Raw genomic sequence first — 14,495 nt, forward strand, 5'->3', positions numbered from 1 at the left:
CTCCTCGCGGCTCACCAGCTGGGCCCCCGCCCGCTCGTACTCGGCATCGGATAGGCCCGAGCCCCCCCCCGCCCCGCCCGCCACCAAGACGGTGTGGCCCCGCGTCACCAGGCTTTCCACCCCACCCGGGGTGAGGGCCACGCGGTTCTCTAGGGTCTTTAATTCCTTGGGAACTCCGATGAGCATAGTTCTCCTGCTTTTTCTAAGTTAGGGGGATTTTCCCCAGAAGGGAAGCGATGGCTTGAGGAAAAGTTCCCTACTTACGCAAAGTTTTTAGTTAATAATGGGGTATGGCCGTTAAATTGCTGGACAAGATTAACTGTACGATTCTGCTCGAGCTGCAGAAGAACGGGCGGCTTTCCTATAGCGAGCTGGGTCGCAGGGTAGGGCTATCCACGCCGGCTGTGGCCGAGCGGGTACGGCGGCTGGAGGACGCGGGGGTTCTGGTGGGCTACAGGGCCCGGGTGAACCCGGCAGCCTTGGGGTATGGCGTAACCGCCCTGATTGAGGTGGCGACCCCACCCCACCGCTACGAGGAGATGCTCGAGTTTGCTGAGAGGACCGAGGCGGTGCGGGAGTGCTACTTTGTCACCGGCGAGGCCTCGTTTGTGGCCAAGGTGGTGGTGCCCTCGGTGCAGGACCTGCAAACCCTTATTCAGCAGATGGGCCGGTACGGCAACACCCGCACCTCAGTGGTCCTTTCCCAGCCGGTTTTGAAGGAGGTTTTTGAGGTGGTGCCTACCCCTTGAAAACCCGTTTGATGCGAAGCTTGAACCCGTCTCCCTCGGCGATGGCGATGAGGCGCCGCTTAGGACCCAGCAGCGCCACCAGCCCCTTGGCTGGGATGGGCAGCGGGACGCCTTCCATCACCCGTTTGGCCTCGGTATGGGTGAGCTCTACGCTGGGGTAGGAGAGTACCTCGAGCACGTCCAGGGTCCTTTTGACCTCCAGGTTGTCCAGCTCCTGGGCCTGCTCCAGGCCTACCCGCCCTACTCGGGTGCGCACCAGTCCCGAAAGGAAGGCCTTGCTGCCCAATCGCTCGCCCAGGTCGCGGGCAAAGGAGCGCACGTAGGTGCCCGGCCCCACCACCAGCCGGACAATTGCGGTAGGGTAGGGGCCCAGCGGCCGCGGTAGCTCCACCTTTCGCCCCCGCTCGGAGAGCTGCCAGCCGGTAGCTGAGGGGGCGATGCGATGGGGGGTGGGGGTAGGGTCGTAGGCCAGGAGGGTGGTCTCGAGGTACCTTACCGGCCGGGGTGGAAGGGCCAGGGGCTCCCCCTTTCGGGCGGCCTCGTAGGCCTTGACCCCACCCACCTTGACCGCGGAGTAGGCGGGAGGGGTTTGTTCGGTTAGGGTTAGGAATTCCGGTAGCACCGACTCTATTTCGCGCAAGGTGGGTCGTCTAGGGCTTTCCTCAACCACCGGTCCCTCAGCGTCCAGGGTCAGGGTGGTGGCCCCGAAGGAGACCCAGGCCAGGTACTCCTTTTCCTCGGCTGAGAGAAAGGGCACCAGCTTGGTGGAGGATTCCGTGGCCAGCACGAGCACCCCGGTGGCCAGGGGGTCAAGGGTTCCCGTGTGGCCTACCCGCCGGGTGCCCAGCACCTGCCTCAGCCGGTCCACCACGTCGTGGGAGGTCTGGCCCAGGGGTTTGTTGACCGCGTAGAGCGCCATGCCAGCGGATTTTACACGAGAAAGCAGGGCCGCTGGGGCAGGCCGGGGTAAACTCGGGGCATGGAGTGGCAGGCGAGGTACCAACGGCTCAGGTTTGCCCAGCCCAGCGAGGGGGTGCTCGAGGTGGTTCTTGCCAACCCTGGCCGGCTAAATGCGGCCGACCGCCTGATGCACCGGGAGTTGGCGTATGTGTGGCGGGACATAGACCTTGACCCCCATGTCCGGGCAGTGCTGGTGCGGGGTGAGGGCGGGGTTTTCAGCAGTGGGGGCGATTTTTCCATGATCGCTCAGATGATCGAAGACTACGAGGTGCTCCTGGAGGTTTGGAAGGAGGCACGCGACCTCGTCTACGGGATGGTGAACTGCTCCAAGCCCGTCGTATCAGCGATTGAGGGGTCTGCGGTGGGGGCCGGCCTAGCGGTGGCCCTTTTGGCTGACATCAGCATAGCGGGTAGGGGTGCCCGCTTGCTGGATGGGCATGTGCGGCTGGGGGTAGCGGCGGGTGACCACGCGGTCCTTCTCTGGCCCCTTCTGTGCGGCCTGAGCAAGGCCAAGTACCACCTGCTCCTCAACGAGCCCCTCTCCGGCGAGGAAGCTGAGCGGATTGGGATGGTTTCCCGTTGCGTGGAAGACGAGCGGGTCTACCCGGAGGCCCTGGCCGTGGCCCAGAGGCTGGCCGAGGGGGCCCAAAGCGCCATTCGCTTGACCAAGTACGCCCTCAACAACTGGCTACGGCTGGCTGGGCCCAGCTTTGATACCTCCCTCGCCCTGGAGTTCATGGGTTTTATGGGCCCTGATGCCAAGGAGGGTCTGGCCTCTTTACGGGAAAAGCGCCCTCCCGGCTTCCAGAGGCGGTCGCCCCTCTAGTCTTCCTTCAGGCGCAAGAAGACCAGAAAACACCTTTCCTCAGAGGACCACCCTAGGCGGGCGCCCTGTGCCTTAGCCAGGGCTTCTGCCAGCCGAAGCCCAAGGCCTGAACCCGGGCGGGGGTGGGAAGGGGCGTTGGTCACCTCGAGGCCGCCTCCGCCTACCTGCACCTGGACCCAGCCCCCCTTGGCGGTGTGTTGCAGGGCGTTTTCCAGAAGGCTTACCACGATGGCCCTTAGGGCGGGCTCGTGAGCAAGTACCCATACGGGTTCCTCCGGAAGCTGCAGGGATAGCCTGACCCCCCGGGCGTGGAAAGCTGGTCTTAGCGACTCTGCCTGGGTGAAGACCAGGGTGTCCAGCTCCACGGGTTCCAGCTGGAGGGCGTCGGCCTCTGCTCGGGCCAGGAGGAGAAGTCGCTCCACCAATTCCCGAAGCCCTTCCGCCTGGGCCTTGGCCTCGGTCAGTCGGCCCCTTTCCAGGTGGCCCAGGAGCAGGGTAAGGGGGGTTCGCAGGGCGTGGGCCGCCTCGTTGGCAAAGCGGCGCTCCGCGGCCAGGGCCTCCTCCAAGGCGGCGAGCACCTGATTGAAGGCTTCCACCATGTGCCCCACCTCGTCCCGCTGGGCCGGGGGGGTAAGGCGGCGGCTCCAGGCCCGGGCTTGGGCCAGGCCTTGAGCCTCGAGGGTGGCCCGCGCCAAGGGTGCAAGGGCTCTTCCCGAGAGGAAAAGCCCCAAAGCGAAGGCCAAAAGACCACCCAAGAGGAGCACAGGCGGCAGGAGGCGGTCCAAAAGTGAAAGGGGGGCGAGGAGGCTTGCCAGGTCCCGCGCCCCCTTGACGACCAGCCCCTCCCGTTCACTCTCCCGCACCAAGAAACCCTCTTTTCTTCCCTCCACCAGGGCCGCCAGGGTATCCGGCGAGGGGAGAAGCCCCACCGCGTCCTGCAACCTCCCTTCTCCCACGAGAAGGAGAAAGGTGCCGGGGAGCACGGCTTCCAGAAGTGCCGCGTCCACCTGGAACCGGGGTTCGCCGTCCTCATCCTTCTTAAGCTGTACGCCGTTGAGAAGGGTATCCAGGCTGGTGCTGGCCTGATGGAGCAGGGCCAGCTGCAACCCTTCCCTCAGCGCCAACCCGGTGAGGGCCAGGCCCGAAAGCACCACGAAGGCCGTGAGGAAGGCGAAGCGCAGCCTGAGGCTCATCCCCGGAAACGGTAGCCCAGACCCCGGGCGCTCTCTATGGCCTCGTGGGACAGCTTGCGCCGTAGGTACTTGATGTAGGTGTCCACAGTGCGGGGGTCCACGCTCTCCTCCCCGCTCCAGACCTTTTCCAGAAGCTCTTCCCTGGTGGAGAAACCCTCCCCTTTGAGTGCCAAGGCAGCCAGGAGGGCGAACTCCCGGGCGGTCAAGGCTACCTCCCGCCCCTCCCAATAGGATAGGCGCCCCTCCAGGTCCAGCTCTAAGCGCCCTGCCCGCACCCGGTTTTCCGCAAGCCCCCTGCTTCGGCGCAGGAGGGCCCGGGCCCTCGCCACCACCTCCTGCGAGTAGAAAGGCTTGACCACGTAGTCGTCGGCGCCCCCGTCCAAGCCCTCCAGCCGGGTCTCGAGGTCGTCCCGGGCCGTGAGGATGAGGACCGGTAGGGTAAGCCGCCGGTCTCGAGCAAAGCGGAGAACCTCCAAGCCATCCCCGTCAGGAAGGAAGAGATCCAAGACCAAAAGGTCGTAGGGAAAAGCGAGGAGAAGGCCTTGGGCCTCCTCCACTCCGGTGGCCTCGTCTACGGCAAAGCCTGCATCCTGAAGGGCTTCGCTCAGAAGGCTCCGCACTCCGGGCTCGTCCTCCACCACCAAAACCCTCAACGCCGCAGCACCTCCCTTCCTGTCCTCGCCTCCAACCATACCTCTCCAAAGGCCCCCTTAGCCTCCCAGACCAGGAGCTGCTCCTTGGGCTTGGGCTTGAGTTCCAGGTGCCAGGGCTCCCCGTAGCGGCTGCGCACTAGGGCGAGCACCTGGGGAAAGGGCAGGTGGGGTTCTGCAAGGTGTTTGGGCACACCCTTGGGCCTCAGGAGCACCACCCGCCGGGTCCCTGCTTCCACCCAGACCTCCACGCCCGGCACCCGAAGCTCGTAGACCACAAGCCTTTCCTTGGGTTTGAGGCCGTAGCTGAACTTGTAGGCCTCGCGTAGGGTGGCCTGGCCCAGATAGGGGCTCGCCAGGGAGAACACCCCCTCCGGGGTGAGGGCAGGTGGGCCCTGGGCCAGGGCCCACCCCAGTAGGAGAGGTAGCAGTGCCCGCATTTGCCATCCAGCCTAGGAGCCTTTTATGAGCTCCAAAAGCCCCCCTTCTGCAGCCAGGGCTTCCGCTTGGGCCCAAACCCCGGTGGGGGCGTATAAGCGGTTAGCACCGCGTGTTCCGGGAGGGGTTCTTTTCGGTCCGTTCTTCAAAAGGGGCGGGGAGCACCCCGCCCCTAGGGCTAAAAGCCGCGTTCCGCCTTCATCAGGTGATGGGCTGCTCGGGCCAGCCGATGGGCAGCCTCCGCTCGAGCTAGGTCGTTGCCCTGGGCAAGAAGCCGCTTTGCTTCCTGGATGAGCTGGTTCACGGCAGGTGCGTTCACCCGATAGTAGTCTGCCTCGTACTCCGCTCGAGCGATGGCCTCCTGGGCCCGGAAGGGTGCCTCGTAGGCGCGGCGCCCACCTCTTCCCGCGGGGTGGGGTGCTGTGGGCGCTACCTCTTGGAAGCGCAGGGCCTCCAACACCAGGCTTGCCGCGTGGGCCCGCTCCCTGGCTCGGAAGTACTGCCCAGCCTGGTACTCTCCCTGAGCTTGGCGCAGCAGGGTCTCGGCAGTGGCCTTCAGAGGGCTCTGCCCCACTATACCGGCCAGGTACTGGGTCCGGGCCAACTCCCTGGCAGCCCTTTCCGCCTCCCGGTAGTCGGCGGACCTGGGGGCCGGGACCGGCGAGCCTGAAGACGAGGGAGGGGGCGCGGGCTGGGCCAGGGCCGAAAGGCTTAGGGCCGAGAGGATGGCGGCTAAAACCAAGCACTTCTTCTGCATCTTGACCTCCTTCTGCCCTGAAGGGCGCCCATAGGGTAGAAGGTTTCTGTGGGAAGACGGTGGAGGATGGGCCAATGGGGTTTTGGCTTTGGATTCGAGGCGTTTTTGTGCAAAGATGGAGTCATGCCCTTGCTTGTTTGCCCCAACTGCGAAAGCGGTATGAACGAGGTTGTGCGCAACGGCGTTCACATAGACGTTTGCCCTAAGTGCCGAGGGGTTTGGCTGGATGGAGGGGAGCTCGAGAAGCTTTTGGGCCAGGTGCGCCGCTATGAAGAGGAGTACGAGGCTGAGCTGGACAGCTACCGCCGTTATGCGCCGCCCTCGGTTTCGCACCGCAACCCCTACGATACTGACGACGACGAGTACCACCGGCGGAAGAGGAAGAGCAAGCTCAGCCGGCTTTTTGACCTCTTTGATTGACCCTTGCTATCATGGCTAAAAATTAGGTCCGCCGCTTCTGGGAGAGACTGGCCTTGCCAGCGCCGAAGGAGCAACCGCCCCGGAAACTCTCAGGCAAAAGGACCGAAGCGGCGCAATCTGGAGAGAGGCCGCCGCGGCCCGCCGAAGGGATAACACTCTCAGGCAAAAGGACAGAAGGGGCCTTTAGGAGGTCCCTTGATGCCTAAATTCCCTGACGCCCACACCGATTTTGCCCGCCGCCATATCGGCCCCAGCCCCGAGGACATTCAGGAGATGCTGGAGGCGGTGGGGGTTTCCTCGCTGGAGGAGCTGATACAGGAGACCCTGCCCGCTTCCATCCGCCAGGAGGTCCCGCTCTCCATTGGCGGGGGGATGAGCGAGGCTGAGCTTCTGGCCCATATGCGGGAGCTGGCCAGCAAGAACCGGGTCTACACGTCGCTTATTGGCCAGGGCTACTACGGCACCCACCTGCCCCCTGTGATTCAGCGCAACATTCTGGAAAACCCCGCCTGGTATACCGCGTACACCCCTTATCAGCCGGAGATCAGCCAGGGGAGGCTTGAGGCCCTACTCAACTTCCAAACCATGGTGGCCGACCTCACCGGGCTGGACATCGCCAACGCCTCCCTTCTGGATGAGGCTACCGCCGCTGCGGAGGGGATGGCTCTGGCGCACCGGAGCCTGAAGGAGGGGCGCAACCGCTTTTTTGCTGACCGTAACCTTCACCCGCAGACCCTGGCGGTGCTGCAGACCCGGGCTGAGCCTTTAGGCTGGGAGCTGGTGGTGGGGGACCCTAACGATCTGGAGCCGGAGGGGCTTTTTGGTGCGATTTTTCAATACCCCGACACCCTAGGCGAGGTTCGCGACCTGCGAGGCCCCATCGGGCGGGTCAAGGAGGCAGGGGGATTGGTTGTGGTGGCTGCCGACCTGTTGGCCCTGACCCTCCTCGCTCCGCCTGGAGAGCTTGGGGCCGACATTGCGGTGGGTTCGGCGCAGCGCTTTGGGGTTCCGATGGGGTATGGTGGACCTCACGCTGGCTATATCGCGGCTCGAGACGCCCTCAAGCGAGGTCTGCCAGGGCGGCTGGTGGGGGTTTCCATTGATGCCAGGGGCAACCGGGCCCTGCGCCTGGCCCTTCAGACCCGCGAGCAGCATATAAGGCGGGAGAAAGCCACCTCCAACATCTGCACAGCACAGGTTCTGCTGGCGGTGGTGGCGTCGATGTACGCGGTGTACCACGGCCCAAAGGGCCTCAGGGCGATTGCTGAGGAGGTTCACCGCAAGACCAGCGTTCTGGCCCAGGGCCTGGAGCGGCTGGGTTTTCGGCGGGTGAACAGGTACTTCTTCGACACCCTCACGGTGGAAGCACCGGGCCGGGCGGACGAGATTCTGCGAAGGGCCCTTGACCAGGGCATTAACCTGCGCCGGGTAGATGCCGACCGCATTGGCATAGCCTTGGACGAGACCACCACCCCTGAGGTCGTGGAGGCGGTTTTCCGCGCCTTCGGGGGAAGTTTCCGGTATGGGGAGTTTGAGCCCCGTGAGCACCTCCCCCCAGACCTCCGGCGTACCTCGGCCTACCTGACCCACCCGGTCTTCAACCGTTACCACTCCGAAACCGAGCTCTTGCGCTACATTCGCCGGCTTGCCGACCGCGACCTGGCCTTGGACCGGGCCATGATTCCCCTGGGGTCGTGCACCATGAAGCTCAACCCCACCGCAGCTTTGATGCCCATCACCTGGCCGGAGTTTGCCCACCTACACCCCTTCGCGCCCGCGGAGCAGGCGGAGGGGTATCGGGAGCTTATGGAGAGGCTTGGGCGCTGGCTTTGCGAGATTACCGGGTACGACGCCATCTCCTTCCAACCCAACTCGGGGGCCCAAGGGGAATACGCGGGGTTGCTGGCCATCCGGGCCTACCACCGCTCCAGGGGTGAGGGGCAGCGTAGGGTTTGCTTGATTCCCTCCTCAGCCCACGGCACCAACCCTGCCTCGGCCCAGATGGCGGGGATGGAGGTGGTGGTGGTGGCCTGCGACGAGCGGGGGTATGTGGACCTGGCCGACCTGGAGGCCAAGGCCCGAAAGTACGCCCATACCCTGGCTGCAGCGATGGTGACCTACCCCTCTACCCATGGAGTCTTTGAGGAGGGGATCAGGGAGCTTTGCGAGATTGTCCACCGCTATGGAGGGCAGGTTTACCTGGATGGGGCCAACCTCAACGCCCAGGTGGGTTTGGCCCGACCTGGCGACTACGGCGCTGATGTCTCCCACCTCAACCTTCACAAAACCTTCGCCATTCCCCACGGCGGAGGTGGGCCGGGGGCGGGTCCAATTGTGGTCAAGGCCCACCTGGCCCCCTTCCTACCCGGGCACCCGGCCCTAGACGGGGGCACCGCCCCGGTGGGGCCCGTTTCCGCAGCGCCTTTTGGCTCGGCCTCAATCCTGCCCATCTCCTACGCCTATATCGCCATGATGGGCAGCGCAGGGCTCAAGCGGGCCACCGAGGTGGCCATCCTCAATGCCAACTACATCGCCGCCCGGCTCGAGCCCTACTATCGGGTGCTTTACAAGAACGCCAAGGGCCGCGTGGCCCACGAGTGTATCCTCGACCCCCGGCCCTTCAGGCACAGCTGCGACGTTACCGCTGAGGATATCGCCAAGCGCCTCATTGACTACGGTTTCCACGCCCCTACCATGAGTTTTCCCGTGCCCGGGACGCTGATGGTGGAGCCTACCGAGTCGGAGTCCAAGCGCGAGCTTGACCGGTTTATAGAGGCCATGGTTTCCATTCGGGAAGAGATAGCCCGCATTGAGCGGGGTGAGCTTAAGGCCGAGGAGAGTCCCCTGCGCCACGCTCCCCATACCGTGCTTGACCTGGTCGATGAGCACTGGAACCGCAAATATACCCGGGCCGAGGGTTGCTTTCCTGGAGGGCAGTCGGCCCTGGACAAGTACTTTAGCCCGGTGAACCGGGTGGACAACGTCTACGGCGACCGGCACGTGGTCTGCACCTGCCCGCCGGTGGAGGAGTATAGCAAAGGCTAGGCCCGGCCGGCGGTTCAATCCGTGGTCTTTAGGCCTTGCACGATCAGGTCAATCAAGCGGGCTTCCTCCTCGGGGATGTGGTCGCGCAGGCGGGCAGCCGCCACAATGGGCATCCAGAGCTGGAGCTCCCGCCAGTCGGCCTGGTAGCGCTCCAGATAGGCCTGGAGGAAGATCTGTCGCAAGGATAGAAAGGTTCTGCGGCCCGGCCAGTCTATGGGAAGTTCGCTGTATAGGAGCAGCAGGGCGGTGCGCGCAAGGTCAGCCAGGGGGTTGCCTCGTGTGGCTAGGGGCCAGTCCACCGCATAGACCCCCTGCCTACCGACCAGCACATTTTCAGGGTGGAGGTCGCCGTGGCAAAGCGCGCTGCCGTCGGGTAACTGGGCTAGCCGCTCGAGCAGGGCCTGCTGTAGGGGCCTGGGAAGCCAGCTGGTCTCGATTCGCTGGGCTAGGTAGAGGCGTTGGGAGGGCATCTGCCCGGCGGGCCGGGCGTGGAGCCGAAGGTGGAGGTCGGCCAGCATATGGGCGGCCTGGTGTAGGAGGCTGGGGTTGTCCCTGATGAACTCGCTCATGGGCACACCCTTAGCCCACTCCATCACGATTCCCCAACGGCCTTCGTACCTAAGCACGTCTACCACCCTGGGGACGGGAGCGCCCAGGAGCCAGGCTTGCTGGGCTAGCTGGGCCTCGTGCAGGGCGTCGGCCTGGCCGTACTCAGGCCAGAAGAGTTTGATGACGTAGCCGTCGGCCCAAGTGAGTACCTCGGCTTCGCGTCCCTGGCCTATGCGGGTGGGCATTTGGGTCAGCCCATCGTAAACCGCTCAGGCCTGTACCAGCTCCTCCACGCCGGGTTGGGCCCACTTTACAAAGGCCACCTCCCGGGGGTTGGAGAGCTTCGGGTGTACCGCTGCTACCCGCACGCCATAGGTATAGCTTCCAGGCCGGGTGGGTTGGTAGCTGCCGGTGAAGAGCAGGCTCTCCCGCTCCTGGCCGCTGGGTTTTAGGGGGATGATCTCAAGGTCGCCGTTGTGCCGCCGCACCACCAGCTCCACCCTCAGGGTTTCGGTGGGAATGCCGTAAGCCTGGACAAAGGCCCGCACCCGCAGAGGGGGATCGGTGCTGCTGGGCACCTCTGCCCAAAGCCTCACCCCGTCCCAGTGGTTTTTGACGAGGGTTTTCCAATTGGCCAGCTCCCTCAGCGCGGCCCCTCCACCCTCCAGTAGGTGGGCTGCTCGCTGGGCCAGTGGGGTGTAGAACTTCTGGTGGTACTCGCCAACCATTCGCTGCGCCGAGTAGGTGGGGCCGCAGGTGCGGATGCTGTCGCGTACCATAGCTAGCCATCCCGAGGGGGTGCCCACCGCGCCTCGGGCGTAGAAGAGCGGGATAATCTCGTACTGAAGGGTATCGTAGAAGCTTTGGGCGTCGGCGTGGTCCTGTGCCTCCTCGGTTGCGTAGGTGCGTTCATCGCCGATGGCCCAGCCGTTGGTGGTGTTGAAGGCCTCAGCCCACCAGCCGTCCAAGACGGAGAAATTAAGCGCCCCGTTGAGCGCCGCCTTCATCCCCGAGGTGCCGGAGGCCTCCATGGGACGGCGGGGGGTGTTGAGCCAGACGTCCACCCCCTGGACCAGGACCCGGGCTAAGCCCAGGTCGTAGTTTTCAAGCAGGATCACCTTGTCCTCTAGGCCCAAGGCCCGGATTTTCTCGGCCAGCTTCTTGAGGAATTCCTTCCCGGGTTCATCCTTGGGATGGGCCTTCCCGGCGAAGATGAACTGCACCGGCAGGGGGCCGTTTAGGATGGCGAGCAGCCGCTCAGGGTCGGCAAACATCAGGATGGCCCGCTTGTAGGTGGCGAAGCGGCGGGCGAAACCGATGGTAAGGGCGCTGGGGTCAAGCACCTTCTCAGCGGCCCTCAGCCGGGCAGGCAACTCGCCATTGCGGCGCCGTTGTTCTACCAGCCGTTCGCGCACCTCCTCCACGAGTTGGGCCCGCAACCTGTTTCGGATGCGCCAAAGTTCGTCCTCCTCCAGCCGCTCCACCGTCCAGTGGGCAGGGTTGTGGAGTTCAGCAGCCCAGGCCTTGGGAAAGCAACGGGCGTAGAGGGCGTGCATCTCGGGGTGCAGAAAGCTGAAGGTGTGTACCCCGTTGGTGATGTGGCCGATGGGCACCTCTTCAGCTTCTAGGCCCTTCCAAAGGTGCTGGAACATGGTCCGGGAGACCTGCCCGTGCAGTGCCGAAACCCCACCAGCAGCCCGGGAGGTGCGCAGGGCCAGATTGGACATGCTAAAAACCGGTCCGTAGCTCTTCTCTTCACGGCCCAGGGCCAAGAACTCCTCCTTGCTTATCCCGAGCCTGTCCCACCAACCCTCCAGATACCGCTCAACCAGCTCAAAAGGGAAGCTGTCGTGTCCGGCGGGCACGGGGGTATGGGTGGTGAAAAGAGAGCCTGAGGCGGCGATTTCCAGCGCCTCGGCGAAGGAGTAGCCTGCAGCCACCCCCTCGCGGATTCGCTCTAGACCCAAGAAGGCCGCGTGGCCCTCGTTCATGTGCCAGACCTCTGGCTCGAGCCCTAAAGCCCGAAGGAGCCGCACCCCCCCGATGCCCAGAATCATCTCCTGCTCAATCCGGATTTCCTGGCCCGGGGCGTACAGCCGTGCGGTGAGGGCCCGATCTTCGGGGCGGTTTTCTGGAAGGTTGGTGCTCATCAGGTAGACCGGGATGGTGCCCACCTCGAGCCGGTACGCCGTGATGTAGACGGTGCGCCCGGGGAACTCCACCCCGACCCGGAGGGGCCGCCCCTCCTTCAGCACCGGTAGAAGGGGCAGCTCCTCAGCCCTGAGCTCCTCGTAGACCTCGCGCTGTTGGCCCTCGGGGGTGAGTTCCTGGCGGAAGTACCCCTCGTGGTAGAAGATGCCCACCGCACTCAGGTCAAGCCCCATATCCGAAGCGGCCTTGACATGGTCGCCCGCCAGGATACCGAGCCCCCCCGAGTAGAGGGGAAGCGATTCGTGAAAGCCGTACTCCATGGAGAAGTAGGCCACTCGGGGTGGGCGCTTAGGGCGGGATTTGAGGTACTGGTGAAAGCCCGACACCGTGGCCTGCACAGCCCCCACGTAAGCAGGGTTTTCGGCCAGGGAAGCCAGCCGCTCGGGGTCAGCGTCGAGCAGGGTGCGTACGGGGTTTTTTCGGAAGCGCTTCCACTGCGCGGGGTCGATCTGCTCAAAGAGCAGCTGCGCCTCCGGATTCCAGGTCCACCAAAGGTTGTAGGCCAGCTCGCGCAGGCCCTTCAGCGCTTCGGGCAGGGCGGGCATGGCGGTAATTCGGCCAAGGGCGTTCATGGGCAGGAATTCTATCACCCCTGCTTGGGCCCCGGGTCAAGCGCCGGTTGGCGGGGGAAGGTGTCTTTTTGGGCTTCACCTGGCTGGGGGGGCGTGGTACGATGGAATCCCGTGAAGGTTGTGCCGCTCGGTTGAGCGGTTTTTGTGTGCGATGTGCTTGACCCTGCTGAGTGCAGGGCAACAAGGGGGTTTTGTGAAGTACATCTTTGTGACCGGTGGGGTGGTAAGCAGCCTGGGAAAGGGCATCCTGACCTCGAGCCTGGGGGCTATTCTCCGCGGGCGCGGCTACCGCGTGACCGCCATCAAAGTAGACCCCTACGTGAACGTGGACGCAGGCACCATGCGGCCCTATGAGCACGGGGAGGTTTTCGTGACCGGGGACGGGGCTGAGACCGACCTTGACATCGGGCACTATGAGCGCTTTTTGGACATAGACCTTTCCCGGGCCAACAACATCACCACTGGCCAGGTTTACCTTTCGGTCATCCAGAAGGAGCGCCGGGGGGAGTACCTTTCCCAGACCGTTCAGGTAATTCCCCACATCACCGATGAAATCAAAGACCGCATCCGCCGTACCGCCGAAGAGCAGAATGCCGAGATTGTGGTGGTGGAGGTGGGGGGTACGGTAGGCGACATCGAGAGCCTTCCCTTTTTGGAGGCCATCCGCCAGTTTCAGTTTGACGAGGAAGACCAGGACCTGATGTACATCCATCTCACCCTGGTGCCCTACCTGCCCAGCTCAGGGGAGTTTAAGACCAAGCCCACCCAGCACTCCGTCTCCACCCTACGGGGGGTGGGCATCCAGCCTGACGTGCTGGTTTTGCGTTCGGATAAGCGCGTTCCGGATGAGGTGCGCAAGAAGGTGGCTCTTTTCACCAACGTTCACGCCGACGAGGTTTTCAGCAGCCCCACGGTGGACTACCTCTACGAGATGCCCTTGGTATTGGAGGAGCAGGGTCTGGGCCGGGTGGTGGAGAAGAAGCTGGGCCTGACCCCTATTCCCCCCAACCTGAGCTTCTGGCAGCAGGCGGTACGCAAGCTCAAGCGGCCTGCCCGCGAGGTTACGGTGGGCTTTGTGGGCAAGTATGTGAAGATGCCGGACGCTTACCTGAGCATTCTAGAGGCTTTCCGTCATGCGGGGATTGCCCACGATGCGCGGGTCAATGTGAGGTGGGTGGACGCCGAGGAGATAACCGATTTGGCAAAGGCTGCTGAGTTTTTGGGTGATGTGGATGGGGTTTTGGTGGGGCCGGGCTTTGGCATTCGGGGTATTGAGGGCAAGATTCTGGCCGCTCGCTACGCCCGGGAGCAGCGCTTGCCCTACTTCGGCATATGCCTGGGGCTGCAGGTTGCGGTTATCGAGTACGCGCGCAACGTGCTGGGCCTGGAAGGGGCCCACAGCACCGAGTTTGACCCCTACACCCCCCACCCGGTGATTGACCTGATGCCCGAACAGCTCGAGACCCAAGGTTTGGGAGGCACCATGCGGCTCGGCAACTGGCCCATGCGCATCTTCCCCGGTACCCTCCTGCACCGGCTCTACGGTCGGGAGATGGTGCAGGAGCGCCACCGCCACCGCTACGAGGTGAACCCGGCCTATGTAGAGCGGTTGACCCAGGCGGGGCTGGTTGTCTCGGCGGTGACCCCCGGGCTTCAGGGGCGGGGCGAGGGGTTGGTGGAGGCGATCGAGCTGGCTGACCACCCCTTCTTCATCGGTCTTCAGGCCCATCCGGAGCTGGCCAGCCGTCCGATGCGGGCCTCGCCCCCTTTCAGCGGGTTTATCGCTGCAGCCCTCGAGCGGCGCCGGGAGGTGAAGGGTTTGCCAGAGGCCGGGCTGTTCTAGCAGGGTTTGCCGGGTCTCAGGCGGCCTCTTTGGAAAGCTGCTCCAGGCCCTTGATGTTCTCCAGCACCAGCTTGCCGTAGCCTGAGCGGATGTAGCCCTCCCGGGTGAGCTCGCCGATGACCTTGGTCACGGTTTCCCGCACCGAGCCCACCGCCGAGGCGATCTCGTCGTGGGTTGCCCCAAACCCCACCCCCCCGGTCGTGTCCGGGAACGCCCCACGGGTGCGGGCCAGCTCCACACAGGCCGCCGCGCTTCCGGTCTGGAGCCCCAGGCCCGCCAGGC

The 14,495-nt window shown here is 64.3% G+C and carries 13 protein-coding genes, 1 pseudogene and 2 riboswitches; of the genes and pseudogenes, 5 read left to right on the plus strand and 9 right to left on the minus strand.

Going from position 1 to position 14,495, the window contains the following annotated elements; translation table 11 throughout:
• Positions 1-186, minus strand: a pseudogene (locus tag NZ849_RS09340) (alanine dehydrogenase); the annotation flags it as partial.
• Between the two features lie 104 nt (positions 187-290).
• Here NZ849_RS09340 and NZ849_RS09345 point away from each other — a divergent pair.
• Positions 291-749, plus strand: a complete 459-nt coding sequence (locus NZ849_RS09345; RefSeq protein WP_295406404.1) for an Lrp/AsnC family transcriptional regulator — start codon at positions 291-293, stop codon at positions 747-749.
• Here the strand turns inward: NZ849_RS09345 and truB are convergent.
• On the minus strand, positions 739-1,668 hold the full coding sequence (truB, locus tag NZ849_RS09350) for a tRNA pseudouridine(55) synthase TruB (protein WP_295406406.1): 930 nt from the start codon (positions 1,666-1,668) through the stop codon (positions 739-741). The genes NZ849_RS09345 and truB overlap by 11 nt on opposite strands.
• A 60-nt stretch (positions 1,669-1,728) precedes the next feature.
• Here truB and NZ849_RS09355 point away from each other — a divergent pair, with 60 nt between their 5' ends.
• Positions 1,729-2,535, plus strand: coding sequence for an enoyl-CoA hydratase/isomerase family protein (locus NZ849_RS09355; RefSeq protein WP_295406408.1), 807 nt, complete (start codon positions 1,729-1,731; stop codon positions 2,533-2,535).
• Here NZ849_RS09355 and NZ849_RS09360 read toward each other — a convergent pair.
• The 4 genes from NZ849_RS09360 to NZ849_RS09375 all read right to left on the minus strand — a co-directional run bounded on the left by NZ849_RS09360 (position 2,532) and on the right by NZ849_RS09375 (position 5,573).
• The gene (locus NZ849_RS09360) at positions 2,532-3,728 is read right to left on the minus strand and encodes a HAMP domain-containing sensor histidine kinase (protein WP_295406410.1); all 1,197 of its coding nucleotides are present in this window, start codon (positions 3,726-3,728) and stop codon (positions 2,532-2,534) included. The two genes, NZ849_RS09355 and NZ849_RS09360, sit on opposite strands and share 4 nt — an antisense overlap.
• A complete protein-coding gene (locus tag NZ849_RS09365) occupies positions 3,725-4,420 on the minus strand; it encodes a response regulator transcription factor (protein ID WP_295406412.1) in 696 nt (231 codons plus the stop codon). Before NZ849_RS09365 ends, NZ849_RS09360 begins: the two co-directional genes overlap by 4 nt.
• Positions 4,378-4,818, minus strand: coding sequence for a hypothetical protein (locus NZ849_RS09370; protein ID WP_295406414.1), 441 nt, complete (start codon positions 4,816-4,818; stop codon positions 4,378-4,380). Before NZ849_RS09370 ends, NZ849_RS09365 begins: the two co-directional genes overlap by 43 nt.
• Positions 4,819-4,994: 176 nt before the next feature.
• The gene (locus NZ849_RS09375; RefSeq protein ID WP_295406416.1) at positions 4,995-5,573 is read right to left on the minus strand and encodes a hypothetical protein; all 579 of its coding nucleotides are present in this window, start codon (positions 5,571-5,573) and stop codon (positions 4,995-4,997) included.
• 123 nt (positions 5,574-5,696) lie between these two features.
• Between NZ849_RS09375 and NZ849_RS09380 the strand changes: the two genes are divergently transcribed.
• Both NZ849_RS09380 and gcvP read left to right on the plus strand, forming a co-directional pair.
• A complete protein-coding gene (locus NZ849_RS09380; RefSeq protein ID WP_295406434.1) occupies positions 5,697-5,993 on the plus strand; it encodes a zf-TFIIB domain-containing protein in 297 nt (98 codons plus the stop codon).
• A 28-nt stretch (positions 5,994-6,021) separates the two neighbouring features.
• A riboswitch (glycine riboswitch) is annotated at positions 6,022-6,107 on the plus strand.
• Between the two features lie 2 nt (positions 6,108-6,109).
• Positions 6,110-6,168, plus strand: a riboswitch (glycine riboswitch).
• 23 nt (positions 6,169-6,191) lie between these two features.
• A complete protein-coding gene (gene gcvP, locus NZ849_RS09385) occupies positions 6,192-9,038 on the plus strand; it encodes an aminomethyl-transferring glycine dehydrogenase (protein ID WP_295406437.1) in 2,847 nt (948 codons plus the stop codon).
• Positions 9,039-9,052: 14 nt separating this feature from the next.
• On the opposite strand, the gene NZ849_RS09390 is transcribed toward gcvP, so the two are convergent.
• Together NZ849_RS09390 and glgP are read right to left on the minus strand one after the other, a co-directional pair.
• Positions 9,053-9,832: a phosphotransferase gene (locus tag NZ849_RS09390; protein ID WP_295406439.1), complete on the minus strand. Its 780-nt coding sequence runs from the start codon at positions 9,830-9,832 to the stop codon at positions 9,053-9,055.
• A 24-nt stretch (positions 9,833-9,856) separates the two neighbouring features.
• Positions 9,857-12,370, minus strand: coding sequence for an alpha-glucan family phosphorylase (glgP, locus tag NZ849_RS09395; RefSeq protein WP_295406442.1), 2,514 nt, complete (start codon positions 12,368-12,370; stop codon positions 9,857-9,859).
• A gap of 151 nt (positions 12,371-12,521) precedes the next feature.
• Between glgP and NZ849_RS09400 the strand changes: the two genes are divergently transcribed.
• Positions 12,522-14,213 (plus strand): CTP synthase, encoded by a 1,692-nt coding sequence (locus tag NZ849_RS09400; protein WP_295406452.1) that lies wholly within the window; start codon positions 12,522-12,524, stop codon positions 14,211-14,213.
• Positions 14,214-14,229: 16 nt separating this feature from the next.
• On the opposite strand, the gene NZ849_RS09405 is transcribed toward NZ849_RS09400, so the two are convergent.
• The coding region (locus NZ849_RS09405) for a helix-turn-helix domain-containing protein (RefSeq protein WP_295406447.1) at positions 14,230-14,495 on the minus strand (266 nt) is incomplete at its 5' end.

It is taken from the genome of Meiothermus sp., from assembly GCF_025060375.1.
Taxonomy (GTDB): domain Bacteria; phylum Deinococcota; class Deinococci; order Deinococcales; family Thermaceae; genus Meiothermus.

Excerpts from the sequence above, each read along its gene's own strand:
- NZ849_RS09345 (WP_295406404.1), top strand. The coding sequence starts at position 291 with ATGGCCGTTAAATTGCTGGACAAGATTAACTGTACGATTCTGCTCGAG.
- truB (WP_295406406.1), bottom strand. The coding sequence starts at position 1,668 with ATGGCGCTCTACGCGGTCAACAAACCCCTGGGCCAGACCTCCCACGAC.
- NZ849_RS09355 (WP_295406408.1), top strand. The coding sequence starts at position 1,729 with ATGGAGTGGCAGGCGAGGTACCAACGGCTCAGGTTTGCCCAGCCCAGC.
- NZ849_RS09360 (WP_295406410.1), bottom strand. The coding sequence starts at position 3,728 with ATGAGCCTCAGGCTGCGCTTCGCCTTCCTCACGGCCTTCGTGGTGCTT.
- NZ849_RS09365 (WP_295406412.1), bottom strand. The coding sequence starts at position 4,420 with ATGGTTGGAGGCGAGGACAGGAAGGGAGGTGCTGCGGCGTTGAGGGTT.
- NZ849_RS09370 (WP_295406414.1), bottom strand. The coding sequence starts at position 4,818 with ATGCGGGCACTGCTACCTCTCCTACTGGGGTGGGCCCTGGCCCAGGGC.
- NZ849_RS09375 (WP_295406416.1), bottom strand. The coding sequence starts at position 5,573 with ATGCAGAAGAAGTGCTTGGTTTTAGCCGCCATCCTCTCGGCCCTAAGC.
- NZ849_RS09380 (WP_295406434.1), top strand. The coding sequence starts at position 5,697 with ATGCCCTTGCTTGTTTGCCCCAACTGCGAAAGCGGTATGAACGAGGTT.
- gcvP (WP_295406437.1), top strand. The coding sequence starts at position 6,192 with ATGCCTAAATTCCCTGACGCCCACACCGATTTTGCCCGCCGCCATATC.
- NZ849_RS09390 (WP_295406439.1), bottom strand. The coding sequence starts at position 9,832 with ATGCCCACCCGCATAGGCCAGGGACGCGAAGCCGAGGTACTCACTTGG.
- glgP (WP_295406442.1), bottom strand. The coding sequence starts at position 12,370 with ATGAACGCCCTTGGCCGAATTACCGCCATGCCCGCCCTGCCCGAAGCG.
- NZ849_RS09400 (WP_295406452.1), top strand. The coding sequence starts at position 12,522 with ATGTGCTTGACCCTGCTGAGTGCAGGGCAACAAGGGGGTTTTGTGAAG.